The sequence below is a fragment of the Bacillota bacterium genome, assembly GCA_013314855.1.
Lineage (GTDB): Bacteria > Bacillota > Clostridia > Acetivibrionales > DUMC01 > Ch48.
The window spans coordinates 1-14073 of record JABUEW010000042.1; the positions used below are offsets into that span (position 1 = coordinate 1).

General features: G+C 37.9%; 7 protein-coding genes and 1 tRNA gene. 5 read left to right on the forward strand and 3 right to left on the reverse strand.

The features are described 5' to 3' along the window. Positions 1-211: 211 nt before the first annotated feature. The 4 genes from HPY74_08995 to HPY74_09010 all read left to right on the forward strand — a co-directional run bounded on the left by HPY74_08995 (position 212) and on the right by HPY74_09010 (position 3664). Entirely contained in the window at positions 212-1294 is a 1083-nt protein-coding gene (locus tag HPY74_08995) for a DUF2961 domain-containing protein (GenBank protein ID NSW90788.1), read from the forward strand. A gap of 290 nt (positions 1295-1584) precedes the next feature. Next, positions 1585-2979 carry an asparagine--tRNA ligase gene (gene asnS, locus HPY74_09000; protein NSW90789.1) on the forward strand — a complete coding sequence of 465 codons (1395 nt, stop codon included), beginning with the start codon at positions 1585-1587 and terminating at the stop codon, positions 2977-2979. A 100-nt stretch (positions 2980-3079) separates the two neighbouring features. Beyond that, positions 3080-3499 (forward strand): Asp23/Gls24 family envelope stress response protein, encoded by a 420-nt coding sequence (locus HPY74_09005; GenBank protein NSW90790.1) that lies wholly within the window; start codon positions 3080-3082, stop codon positions 3497-3499. Between the two features lie 79 nt (positions 3500-3578). Further along, positions 3579-3664: transfer RNA gene (locus tag HPY74_09010), tRNA-Leu, on the forward strand. A gap of 24 nt (positions 3665-3688) precedes the next feature. Here the strand turns inward: HPY74_09010 and amrB are convergent. The 3 genes from amrB to HPY74_09025 all read right to left on the reverse strand — a co-directional run bounded on the left by amrB (position 3689) and on the right by HPY74_09025 (position 10740). Beyond that, a complete protein-coding gene (gene amrB / locus HPY74_09015) occupies positions 3689-4792 on the reverse strand; it encodes an AmmeMemoRadiSam system protein B (protein ID NSW90791.1) in 1104 nt (367 codons plus the stop codon). Between the two features lie 12 nt (positions 4793-4804). Further along, entirely contained in the window at positions 4805-10006 is a 5202-nt protein-coding gene (locus HPY74_09020; protein NSW90792.1) for an Ig-like domain-containing protein, read from the reverse strand. Between the two features lie 164 nt (positions 10007-10170). Continuing rightward, positions 10171-10740, reverse strand: a complete 570-nt coding sequence (locus HPY74_09025; protein ID NSW90793.1) for a TetR/AcrR family transcriptional regulator — start codon at positions 10738-10740, stop codon at positions 10171-10173. 558 nt (positions 10741-11298) lie between these two features. On the opposite strand from HPY74_09025, the gene HPY74_09030 reads away from it, so the two are divergent. After that, positions 11299-14073, forward strand: a complete 2775-nt coding sequence (locus HPY74_09030) for a hypothetical protein (GenBank protein NSW90794.1) — start codon at positions 11299-11301, stop codon at positions 14071-14073.

Genomic DNA, 14073 nt, shown 5'->3' on the forward strand with positions numbered 1-14073 from the left:
ATTTTATCATTTCTATATCTTCAGGACTAAATGTCCTACCTGAAAATGTTCTATTAGTATTGTTCATGACTTGATTACCTACCTCCCCCAAGTCTACTATACAATACTAATCTTGTACGTGTCCAACTCGGTTTTGCGAAAATATTTTTTTGCTACTCTCTATAACTCTTGTTTTCTCTTTCTTTTAAATTCGTGCTTCATCTCTGAATTTATGAGTACTTTTAATGGATTAAACATGAATCTTGGAAATCTTTCAAGGTTATCTAAAGCCAAAACCCGCTCTATTAGTGCAGAGAATTTTACAGGAGAAAAGGGCAAAGGCGGCATGGCAATTGAGGGTGTTTCTTCAAGAGCTGCAAGGGATTTAGGGCAGGGTTGGAAAGTCAACCCATATGTAATTATTAAAGCCGGAGAGACCTTTGTACTGGCTGATATTGAAGGTTCCGGAGCAATTCAGCATATTTGGATGACTCCTGGAGGTAAATGGAGGAATAGTATATTAAGGATATACTGGGATGATAGTGAGCTTCCTTCTGTAGAATGTCCTGTAGGTGACTTTTTTGCTTGTGGATGGAATGAATATGCACAAATTTCATCCCTTGCTGTATGCGTTAACCCGGGTAGCGCATTGAATTGTTACTGGGAAATGCCTTTTAGGAAAAGATGCAAGATGACAATGACCAACAGGGCGGATGAAGATATGGTGTTGTATTATCAAATAGATTATACCATTACTGATGTTCCTGAAGATGCTGCATATTTTCACGCTCAATTCAGGCGGGTCAATCCCCTACCTTATAAGGAAGTGTATACAATACTGGATGGTGTTAAAGGACATGGGCATTATGTAGGAACATATATGGCCTGGGGAGTAAATAATAACGGATGGTGGGGAGAAGGAGAGATAAAGTTCTATATTGACGGTGACAAGAAGTTTCCTACCATTTGCGGCACAGGAACAGAAGATTATTTTTGCGGTTCATATAATTTTGAAAATAAGGCTATTCGCCAATACCAGGAGTTTACTACTCCATATTCAGGCTTGGTACAGGTAATAAGGCCGGATGGTCTTTACAGGTCTCAAACCAGGTTTGGACTTTACAGGTGGCACATTATGGACCCCATAAGGTTTGAAGAAGACATTAGAGTCACAATACAGGCGCTTGGCTGGAGGTCGGATGGAAGGTATTTACCGTTACAGGACGATATATCTTCAGTAGCTTATTGGTATCAGACTCTTCCAGTTGCTCCCTTCCCGAAATTGCCTGATAGGGATTATCTGGAAATAATTTAAGAAAAAACTATGAGTATAAATATAGCATTTTCTTACTTACAGGATAAGAGCAATTATGGTTTGGTTGCCGCTAATGTTAATGATTTCATGAGAGCGCTGATTAGAGTCCTGATTTCCAGTTCCTTTAACGGTAATTGGTATCTGTTTTCAAATAAGTTATACTTTCAAATAACTATATTGAAAACAAAGTACAGTAATGGTATATTAAAAGTAAGCTAATGGTATATAATAAAGTAAATAAAGCTAGCCAAGAGAAAAACAGTGGGTGAAAATTAATACGGGGGATGGAAATGATAAAGGTAACCATAAAACAACTATATAGGAACACTAAGGAATATATTGGCAAACCTGTAACGGTTTCAGGATGGGTACGCACCCTTAGGGATTCAAAAGCGGTAGGCTTTATAGAGCTGAATGACGGCTCCTTTTTTAAAAATCTTCAGGTTGTTTTTGAAAGAGATGTAATAGATAATTTTGATGAAGTGACAAAGCTTTCATCCGGAGCCTCAGTAATAGTGGAAGGTGAAATTGTAGAAACCCCTAACGCAAGGCAGCCCTTTGAGCTTAAAGCAAGTAAGGTTGAAATAGAAGGGCTTTCGTCGCCGGACTATCCTTTGCAAAAAAAGAGGCATTCATTTGAGTTTCTAAGAACAATAGCCCATTTAAGGCCAAGGACTAATACTTTTTCGGCAGTATTCAGGGTAAGATCCCTTGTAGCTTACGCTATACACAAGTTCTTCCAAGAGAGGGATTTTGTTTATGTCCACACGCCTATTATAACCTCAAGTGATTGTGAAGGTGCAGGTGAAATGTTCCGGGTATCGGTACTTGATCCGGAGAATTTACCTTTAAATGAAGAAGGTAAGGTGGATTTCTCAAAAGATTTTTTCGGCAGGAAAACAGGACTTACTGTCAGCGGACAATTGGCCGGAGAGGCATATTGTATGGCCTTTAGAAACATATATACCTTTGGACCTACCTTCAGGGCGGAGAATTCCAACACTCCCAGGCACGCAGCGGAATTCTGGATGATAGAACCGGAAATTGCTTTTGCAGGTCTTAAGGAGGACATGGAACTTGCAGAAGACATGATAAAATATATAATTAGTTACGCCCTGGAATATGCTCCTGAAGAAATGGAGTTTTTTAACAGCTTTATTGATAAAAACCTTTTTGAAAGATTAGACAATGTTATTAATTCTGATTTTGGGCACATAACATACACTGAAGCAGTGGATATGCTCAAGAAGGCCAATGAAGCTTTTGAATACCCGGTAGAATGGGGCAAGGACCTACAAACAGAGCATGAAAGGTATCTTACCGAGAAAGTGTTCAAAAAACCTGTATTTGTAACAGATTATCCAAAAGATATCAAAGCTTTTTACATGAGGTTGAACGATGACAACAGAACAGTGGCTGCTATGGACCTTTTAGTACCGGGTGTAGGTGAGATAATAGGAGGAAGCCAAAGGGAAGAAAGGCTTGAATATTTGGAAAAAAGGATGGATGAACTTGGACTGGACAGGGAAGACTATTGGTGGTACCTCGACTTAAGAAAATACGGGGGTACAAGGCATGCAGGGTTTGGTTTGGGTTTTGAAAGGGCAATAATGTATATAACAGGTATGAGCAATATAAGGGATGTAATTCCATTTCCCAGGACCCCAAGTAATGCAGAGTTTTAAATTCCCAAATGGAAAAACTGAGGGGTTGGGAATAACCAGAGAGTGGGATGAATAATTAAGTAATGAATAATCAAGGATAATCAAGTAAGGAGGTTTTTATATGACTGAAGATTTAATTAATGAAGTAGTTATTGAAGAAGAACTACATGAGGACAAATTAAAAATTGTGGATGAGGTAATAGAAACCATAGCCGGAATAGAGGCTTCCAAAGTACGGTGTGTTGCATCGATGAGTGGTGGATTTACCGATGGATTGGCAGGAATTCTTGGCAAGAAAAACTTAGGAAAAGGAGTTAGGGTAGAGACTCTTGGAAATGCAGTGAAGGTATTTCTCTCGATAGTAGTAGAATATGGATGCAGAATCCATATGGTAGCAAAGGATGTACAGAATATTGTAAGAGCAGCCATTGAAGATATGACTGGACTAAAAGTGGCGGAAGTAAATGTAAATGTTGTAGGTATAAGTATGCCTAAAGAGGCCAAGAAGGAAGAAGCAAAGGAAGAAGCAAAGGAAGAATAGGAACAATAAAAAATTTAACATAGCCTATTGAATTTCTACAGCTCATATGCTAGTATATAAAATGCATTGCTGTAGTTGTGCGGACATGGCGGAATTGGCAGACGCGCTGGATTTAGGATCCAGTGGTTTACAGCCGTATGGGTTCAAGTCCCTTTGTCCGCACCACATTTATTTTGGTTTTTCAACCTGTCAGTTTCGCTCACTGCAAAAAACAACTGTAAAGTAACTTGTCGTCTCACTGCTTCTTGCGCATGTAATTCTATCCGAATTGCTATGGCCAAGAATTTTCATATATTCAGCACCTGACGCATCCATAGCTGAAAGCAGGGCGATAATGGAAGGCGGAGAGTCCATATAGTCATTATTAAAATGTTGAATCAGATTAATATCCCTGTTTTCTATAGCTTTAATTGATATCTCATCCATTTGCTCAGCTTTCTCAAGAGGGAGATAATGAGAAAAATCAACAGAAGCAATTATCACACTTTTTTTATGTTCCTTTTCAAGTTTTTCATGAAGGTTTTGGCCAAGTTTTTGGGCTTTCTGCAATCCAAAATTTCCATGCAGCATGATTGGTACGATTTTACTGTCAGGCATATAATACTTGATGTAGGGGACCAAACCTGCGATAGAGTGATCATCCTGGAGTAAATCAAAATTCATGTCTGCTATTTTTGAATCTATCAGCGAGTTCACAACATCCGTATCCGCTTCCAATATACCAAAGGGAGTCTGCCAGCTCCAGTTTCCGGTATGTACTGTTTTTACTCCTGTTCCTTTGTGGTTGGGTGCTATCACCACCACCACTTCAAATTGTTCAGCCGATATTGTCTTAAAAAAAGAAGCAATCATTCCCCCGGCAATGAGATGGTGGGGTACGATGCCGCCTTTTATTTCCGCCGGACATCCACTATCGCTTAACTCTTTAGCATTTATATCAACTGATTGCGCACTGTCTACTGACTGATTAAACTCTTTTTCACAATAGTATCTGCATTGAAGCCTTTTAGCACTTACCTGCAGATTATTTTGCAGGTGGGGCTGTTGTTTAAACGAGGCTCCAGGCACAGCATTCCTGTTACCCTGAATATTAGATGAAATAGATGACAAACGAAGGAAGAACGTATTTTGCCAGCGCTCAAATATCGGCTGGCTTGAGACACTGTACCCGAATATCGGCTGGATTGAGGCATCATAAATTACAGTACGATAATATGCTCCGGAAAGTAGCAGTATCATACATAATCCGGTTATTATAACAAATATAATAAAATGTTTATTAATGTATTTCATTATTATTCACCATTATTCACCTACTTTTTTTATCTCCACCTGTACCTTTTCAGCAAACCCACAAATATCACTAAGACTATGCTTCATATACGTATAATCAGCTGTAAATTGTCCCGGTGTTACTGCCCGCGCATAGTAGCTAATGCTTCTTTCCCGGTATTTGCTGTTTTTATTATAATAGAATCCAAATACTACCTTCTGCCCATTTCTTTCCACAGGATACCACTTCTGGTCAAATTGGTTGGCGGCTGAAACATACCGTAATCCGGCAGGAAGAATATCTGTAATCTCGTAATAGCCGTCGGGAGCGGTTTCTGAAAACTCAGGCTCCAGGGTGATTTTGATCAGCTGGGATTGGTTGAAACTCGATTGTGTTGCACCATCTACACTGTACATTCTTTTTATTTTTACCAGTTCATTAGCATCTTCCGCGAAATCCGTTATCGGTGCTGTATAGCTTGAGGTTACGGAAACATCACCTGTGATATTGGAAAATTTTATGTTTTGCAAAGCTTCAGGTGTAAGCACAAGCTTGAATACTTTGTTTTTATCCAGTGATACATTCTCTTTCCGCCCGTTTACCTCTACTGTAAAACTGCCTGCCTGGTTGGTGTCAGGAGTCATGTGGGTAACATATATCAACCTTTCTATATTATTAAGGATATACCGTGTGGAGTTGTCCTGTACATATTTAAATAAATCGTCCTTTTCAGGTGCATTGATTTTAGCAGCAAGAACAGAGCACAGGGAGGTAAGTTCAATAGTATCATCCCTGCCGGCTTTGGAGTCAATATATACATATGGGCTGTTTGTTACTCCATGTTGATTGATTATATCGTTGTAAACATTCCGCGCTTCATTCAAACTGCCAAGTTCAGCAAGAGCAATGCCGAGGTACAGTTTTTCTTTGATTCCTATATTTGATAGTTCATCAGGATGTGTATCAGACTGCAGGTCTGCGTTCAGCAGATTTTCAATATCAATTAAAACCGGCTCGTTTAGTGCTGCCAATCCCCAGAGGGAAGCTGCAGCATCTTCCGCGGTAACATTGGTGTTTTCGAGGGTTTTATAAAAGTACCACTTCATCGCTGTTTTGTCAAATAAATCATAGGAGATGGAGTTGTTTAAAGAACTGATTTTTGCGGTTATTTCAGGATTGCTGCTGTCATAGGGAAGCAGCGCAATCCCTCCGTCATATTGCTGATATGATTCCAATTGATAGTCTTCCGGGTTTTCTACCCATCTCATTTCTTCTCCATCTCCATAATGTTTTTTAATTAATTCACTTGCAATTTTTCCGGAAAGCTTCTGGTCGACACGCTCCCCCCAGCTATACAGCAATGAAAGCAGAGAGTTATAATAGGTTGATGTTCCTTCGTTATAGAATGAAAGAGTGGTAAGAGACTTCCCGCCTGCCGGTTTTAAACTGTCTGTAAGCTTGTAGTACTCTAGTTTACTTGCTTCCAGCAAGCTTTTTACTACCTTGAAATCCCTTTTTATTGCATCGTTGTATTTACCCTGCTTTGCACTTACTGTAACGGAATAATAGCCTTCTTCCAGTTTTCCTAATTCTATGTTTGTCAAACTATTGCCAATACCTTCTGCTTGATAAGTTTTCTTATCTGCTTGATTAGTTTTCTCATCTGTATATTTCTGTTTGCTATCTTTACTAATATCAGCCTTCTTTTCAAGCAAAACAGTATACTCTACTTTTTTATCGCTTTCGAGATGCGTGCCGAAGCTTCTGGCAGATATGGCAACTGTATCTCCATCCATAAAAACATTATTAAATATTACATCAACAAAAAAAGGCAGTTTTACAGGAATATTAATTTTGCCGCTTCCGGCTTTCAAATCATCGCTCGTCTTCTGGTAAGCGACCCCCTGAAAAGTAATTCTCCAGGATGTAAGGTTATCCGGCAGTTTGAAGCTTGTTTTTCCTTTACCATTGTTGTCTGTTTTAATAGTGCCAAAAAAGGCATTATCCTTAAATATGAACCTGACGGATTGAGTTCCGCCTTCCCCTCCCATTTCCGGTGCGCCAAAATTAATATTTAAAGGTTTATAAGATAAATATTCCGAAAGTATTCCTGAGTTAAAGCAATATTGATACAGGGCGGCAAGGGTATCCACTTGCTGGTTATAAACAGCAAAAAAAGCCTCATCTACAACACTTAAGTTTACTTCGCTTATGCATGGGTTTCCCTGCGCATCTTTTACATCGATCTCCAGTTGTACGGTGTCGCCAGGCCGGTACTCCTGCTTATCTGTTTTCACATCAATTTTCAATTCTTTCTCTTTGTAATCATAGCCAATCAGCTTGTTTCCCGCATCAAATACATTTTTACCATCAAAATATACTGCCTTTACATATATATTAGGTATATAATCTTTTGTAAAGTTAAAGTTAAAGTTGGGTTCACTTACCACGGTATATGAGAGTATTCCATTTTTGAGAGTCATGTACAGGAAACGGTTGTTTGGCATAGCGGGCAACTCAAGATTGTTCTTTTTAACAGCTAAACTTACCGTATCTCCCAACTTAAATTTTGCATTATTGTTTTCTGTGTTAATAGAATATCTATCAATATTTCCATCCTGAGGTTGAGCATATCTATATAAATATACTGTTTCCACAATGGATTTCTGCCTCGAATCGACACTCTCAACCTCGATAATGTAATTTTCATTTTCCTCAATTGGAAATTCATAAGAGTATTTGCCGTTTAATGTATTGGCACTAAACTCCTGCAGGAGATTTTTAACTTCAAAATAACGGTATTTTTTCTGTACCTTCTTATTGATAAAATCATAATACTGGCCTATTTCTTCACGGTCCCAGTGCTGCTTGTAAATTCGTATTTTTAAAGGGATATCCGTTGTGTCTCCCCGGTATTGGTCTACATTATACCAAAAGTCTGATTGCGTTTTAAGTTTCTCCAGCTCTATGCGGTTTGTTTTAACCTCTATCAGCCCTGCCTGGTTTTTGGAAGAAGCATTTACCTCTATCATTGTATCTCTCGGGAAAACCATGACATTGCTGTAAGAATAAATTTCCTCTTCCTCTGCTTTTGCGTTGTTAATATTTATGTTTAGAGTGAGAGGATGCCATGAATTAACGGTAGATAAAGGTATTATATCCAAACCGGCTTTACCATTTTCATCACAAACTATATTTCCTTCTTTACGGGTATCCCAGGTAGTGTAGTACGAGTATCTTAAGTCCATACCTGATACGGGTGAGCCTTCAAAAAAGCTGGCCTGGATATCCACACTTAACTTTTCCCACTCGAACATTACTTTTTTATCCGGAGTAATATCAACCTTATAGGCAGGTTTTGTGTATTGTCTTACGTCAAAATATTTCTGAATAACTGTTTCATCTCCCAATTTAAGCCGGATAAAATAACTGCCCGGATTAAGATTGGACAGTTCCATGCTGCTTTTGAAAGTGCCAGCCTCGGATATGTCTATTTCCCTGCTTAAAATCTCCGATAAGGTTGAATTTTCCATATAAGCATAGTCTGTCCCATATGTATACTCTGCACGATGTAAATAAAGTGTGCCCTTAGAAGGTAAATCCCCTCCAATTCTCGGCCTTACTATGCCCCAGATTTGTACAGTGTCATCAGGGAGGTATAAACCTCGATCAGTGTACAGGTATGTCCAATACTTTAGTGCACTTTTGGAAACGGAATAATTGTAATCAAAATATTGCCAGGTATAATATGAAAGAGGTGCCAGGAAAACCGGGCCATCATCTTTCGAAATAGTAAAGAACAACATCTGGTTTTCTGGGCTCTTTAGGGCTTTCAACTCATTCGAGTCCTTGAATACCTTCTCCGGTATTACTGCAACACCATCCTTACCGGTTTTTACCGGCTGAATTTTATCAGATGTCAAAGATGTCTGTGATGTCTGTGATGTCTGAGATGTTTGAGGTGTTTGAGATGCCTGAGATGTCAGAGGTACCAAGGATATCGAAGCTCCCTCCACCGGCTTACCAGTGCTGGAACTGTTAACCCATACAAGGCTTTCATGTGACCCTGCCATAACATATACAGCCATATCATTTACCTGAATATGAGTTTGATATGTTGCATTTTTAGATTTTACGCTTATCAGGTAGTGACCTTCCGACAAATTTGAAGGGAATACTATAAAACTTCCGTACCAGTAGTTACCGCTATTATTTATAACTCTGGTGCTGAATTCACTTATCTTTTGCAGCTTGCTGGTATCAAACTTGAGGCTGCTGTTTCTGATGAATACTCGATAAGCAGGCGTGTCATATTGCTTCAGGTTTTCCAGCAAATCATCCACATTTGAATATTTATATACCTCTACTGAAATATCCTGGTCTTTAAAGTCCTGGCTTGCATATACCTCAAGTATGGGCTCAACCTGTGGGGTAAAGTTATAAAGTATGTCTGTAAAACTGAGGTACTCAGTGTTTTCCTGTTCAGGTGATTTGCGTGTCTCAAATGTAAAAGTATAATCTTCGGGGAGGGTTTCATCACTACCCTTAAGCCTCAGTCCTTTTTTTACAGTAACAGTATATATGGTACCATAATCCAGCTTTTCCGGCATAAAGACTACTGTTTTGCGGTACTGTTGGAATCTTCCGTTGACTTTGGGTGTTATTTCGAAATATTGTTCAATGTTTTCCACACCTTCATGAGTAAAGCTTAATTCTATGCCTGAATCTACAGGTACATAGGTGCTTCGGTCACGAGGCAATGTTCTGACCAGTCCAAATGATGTTTTTGTTTGAAACGCCCATGAATAATTGTAACCGGATGTTAAGCTGATTTTATAGATAGTGTTGGGTTTTAGAGCATTACTAAAATTGATGTGAAATTCCTTATCCGAAACCTCTTTAATCTCATAAGCCTGCTGCGGAGTGATGGTTAAAGCTTTTTGAAAAAACGATTTGGATTGTTTATTTTCACATAGAATTTTAAAATCGGAATTTACATCAACTCCTGTGCTGTCTGCCACCATTGGAACAATGTCAATAGCACCATCAATTTTTAAATAGAGATTGTCATTATTACTGTCAGCATAAGTATCTCCCTGACTATATGACGAAGAAGTCCTGCCGGACAGCAGATTTGGTATTACCAATGAAGTTATTATAAGTATGGAAATAACAGTGATGACGGCAACACTGATGACTAATTTTTTGTTTTTAAACATATCTTTAAGATTCATAAAATCCCCCGTTCCGCTATATTCGTCTTATATAGCTATCATACTATTATTAAGACTATTCTTCAATGGTAATTGTTCCAATTTTTAACTTGTACAACTCAGGGTGTTTTCTTTTTGTTGTATTTTGTGTATAAGGAAATTAATCTGTTCGCACCACTTTTATTTTACTTTTCCATTAAACCGGAAAATATTACTTTAAACATGGAATCTCTTATTTCTGTCAGCTCATACTTGTCTTTATTCTTAAGATAATATTTGCATGAACTGTCAAGCATACCTATTATGCCTGCCGCAACCAGTTCATAATTTGCAGGAACTATTATTCCGTATTTATTACCTTCTTTCAGCAAATTCGCAATAAACTTTAAATACCTTTCCTTCAGTTGGGTAATTTCCGAGATGATTTCTTCATCCAGACCGCTTGTAATCTCATTTAGAAAAATAGTGGCAAGTTCGCTATACTGCAAGTATAAATCAATATTTTTATCCAACACTCTTTTTAGTTGCTCATTAATGGGCAGATTACTATTAATCTCTTTTTGAACCTCATTTATTATAAAATCCAATCCTTCTGTTACCAGCGCTTTAAATAATTCGGCCTTACTGGGAAAGTTATAATAGAGAGTACCTTTTGCAACCCCTGCGGCATTAGCTATTTCATCCATGCTGGCCTTATGGTAGCCTGATTTTGAAAAAACCGATACTGCTGCATCTAATATTTTTTGTCTACTCAAAACAATCACCTGCCGTTAACATATGAATTTACCTCAATTATTGGCTAAATTTATTCCAATTATTTATTGACCTTGTTCACAAAAATAGTTATTTAACTGACCGGTCAGTATAAATAATGTCAGTGTAATTGTAATATAGAAGTTCCAGCATGTCAATAAAAAGATTTGTTATGTGATTTGTTATAATTATGATTTGTTATAATGTGATTTGCAAACGGTGTCATAAGAAAGAGGCGAAAGTATAACGCAGAAATGCAGGGAAAAGGTGAGACAAAGATAAAACAAATAAAACATCTCTCTCAGAACATGATATTTCCTTGCTGCACCTTGCTCATATAAAAATTTTAAAAGGTTATTTTATTTTTATATCGTATATGTTATAATAATATCTGCAAACGATGTCAGGAAATTATTTAAAATTTGTTTGCGTGAACACTCTTGACTTCAGTCATGAGATGAAACGCAAACTACTTGATTATTATTTAATATAACAGCTTAGTTGCAAAGAAAGAAGAATGAAAATTTACTAAATTTTAATATATAAGGGGGATTGTATGTATGGCAATAGGATTTCCACAGGAAGATAATATCAGAGCAGTAGAGTTCCCACATTTTCCTACCAGACAACAAGCTGTAATCTGGAGAAATTGGGGAATGGTTCCCGTTGAACGGTTAGCTCAAGTATTAAAGACCGATGAACGAAACATTTTAAATCTTGCAGAAGATATGGGTTTAGTTATCCCGCCCAGTATTAATAAATATTGGCTGGAGAGGGGTTACATTACAATTATACGGGCAAACTGGCACTTGCTTACATATAAACAGATACTTACACTTTTAGCATGGAGTGATGAAAAACTGAAATATACACTCAAAGAAGATGACTTCCTGTACATAAAACTAGGCTCTTTCAAACCTGATTTAGATGAAGTGACATACAGGCCTCTTTCTATTGAAGAAAAAGAACGAACAAAGGAGATTAGAGAAATACTGGCAAAACACTTTCCACAAAAACAGTTTACGGATATGGAGGCCTTTGATTTCCTAAATAGATTTATTTTAGATAAAGACTTTGACAAAGGTACAGATTTAAATCTACAAAAGGATAATACTAGGGTTAATACTTTCATTAGCAGGTTTCAAAAAATAATGGGAAATAATTGGCGAATTAGGCTGGCAAGGGCTTCAGAAAATGGCAACAATAATAATGAAAATAATAATGATGAAAAAAATAATGAAATAGTCCTTGACATTAAAACAGATCCGAATCTTAAGTCAGAGAGCCATACAATAGAAATTAACCATAACAAAGTATATATAACAGCTGTAGATGAAGTGGGTCTTCTAAGAGGATTACAGTGGGTTGCTAAAGAAGTGGACGCAAATGGATGCTTATCAATTAAAAAAGGTATAATTAAACGTAAAACTCGTTTTGATTTGAGATACATTTATTCTTACTTTGCGGTTTATGGAGATCCCCTTTTGGACCCGGAAATCAATCCTTATCCTGATGGCTTGCTTTCCTGCCTTTCGGAACTTGGTATTAACGGTATATGGCTCCAAGGCGTACTATACAGTCTTGTTCCATGGAAAAAAGCACCGGAATTATCAACAGGCTGGGAAAAGAGGATAGAAGGGCTTAGGAATATTGTTAAAAGAGCAGGAGATTATGGTATCGGGGTATATTTGTATCTTAATGAGCCCAGGGCAATGCCGGAGGAATTCTTTAAGGAGCATCCTGAATGGAAGGGTTCCACTTTTCATGGATTAACATCCCTTTGTACCTCACATGAGGATATTCAAGATTATCTTCGGACCGGAACAGCAAGATTGTTTAGTGAGGTTCCCGACTTGGCTGGTGTTTTTACAATAACCATGTCGGAAAATCATACCAACTGTTACTCTCATACTTTTGCCGGGAACAAACCTGATTGCCCTATCTGTTCGAAGCGCTCACAAGCTGAGGTAATTGCTGAAGTAAACAATTTAATTGCTGAAGGTGCACACAGTATAAAACCTGACGCCCGGGTAATAGCCTGGACATGGGGATGGCATCCCCAGTGGTCTGATGAAGCTATTTCTTTGCTAAATGATAATGTAATGGTAATGTGTACCAGTGAAGAGGCAATGCCTACAAATATTTCCGGTGTTAAAGGAGAAGTTATTGACTATACTATGTCGATACCCGGACCTGGGGAAAGGGCTGTAAGAAATTGGAGAAAGGCAGCTGCTTTAGGCCATAAAACAGTTGCAAAAGTTCAGTTTAACAATACCTGGGAATGCTCTGCAGTACCATATTTACCAGTAATGGATTTAGTTGAGAAGCATATTAACAATCTAAGTAATTCAGGTGTAAATGGATTGATGCTAAGCTGGACTTTAGGTGGATATCCATCTCTAAACTTAGAATTTGCTTCACAACTCTACTGGGAAGAAGAAATAATATATTTAGATCCACCTGCTAGTACCGGAGCACCAGTTACGAATGATGGCTCATCAATAGATACAGAACATACAGAATATCAAGAAAATGCAAGACTTCAGTTTGCCATACAAAAATTTGGAGAAAAAGCAGCTCCTTACATTGTAAAAGTCTGGAGTACTTTCAGCAATGCCTTTAGGGAATTTCCATTCAATATAGGGGTTGTTTATACTGCGCCTCAGAACTACGGGCCCATGAACCTTTTATTCGAAAAGCCCACAGGATACAGAGCTACAATGATAGGATACCCCTATGATGACCTTGAAAGGTGGCGTTCAATTTATCCGGAAGACATATTTGAAGAGCAGTTCCGCAAGCTGAGCGAAAAGTGGAAGGATGGGCTTGAATTTATAAGCAAGGCGAAATCAAGTATTAATAAGAATGATAATGATAGTAACAATGATAATGATAGTGATAATAACAATGACAGTGATGATGACAGCAGCAATGCTAATGGTATTAATAGTGCCTATGCCATAAGGTTAAATTATATAAATGAACTGGAGTCCGTATCCTCTGCCGCATACTGCCACTTCAGAAGCACATACCTTCAAATTAAATTTGTGCGGTTGAGGAATAAATTATTGCAGGCAGAAGGACTGGATGGAGCTAATCAGGCAGGAGAAGCGGTGAACATCCCGCTTACCGGCATTATAGATGAAATTATAAGTGTAATTGATGAAGAAATAGAACTGGCAAAAATGCTTTATGGTATTGTAAAACGGGACTCCAGGATAGGTTATGAAGCCAGCAACCATTATTATTATACACCACGGGATTTGCAGGAAAAGGTTATTAACTGCGAGTATCTACGCAAAAAATATCTAAACTATTACGCAAAAAATAATTGA

Coding starts and splice junctions, on each gene's coding strand:
- HPY74_09030 (NSW90794.1), top strand. CDS start 11,299: ATGGCAATAGGATTTCCACAGGAAGATAATATCAGAGCAGTAGAGTTC.
- HPY74_09020 (NSW90792.1), bottom strand. CDS start 10,006: ATGAATCTTAAAGATATGTTTAAAAACAAAAAATTAGTCATCAGTGTT.
- amrB (NSW90791.1), bottom strand. CDS start 4,792: ATGAAATACATTAATAAACATTTTATTATATTTGTTATAATAACCGGA.
- HPY74_08995 (NSW90788.1), top strand. CDS start 212: ATGAGTACTTTTAATGGATTAAACATGAATCTTGGAAATCTTTCAAGG.
- asnS (NSW90789.1), top strand. CDS start 1,585: ATGATAAAGGTAACCATAAAACAACTATATAGGAACACTAAGGAATAT.
- HPY74_09005 (NSW90790.1), top strand. CDS start 3,080: ATGACTGAAGATTTAATTAATGAAGTAGTTATTGAAGAAGAACTACAT.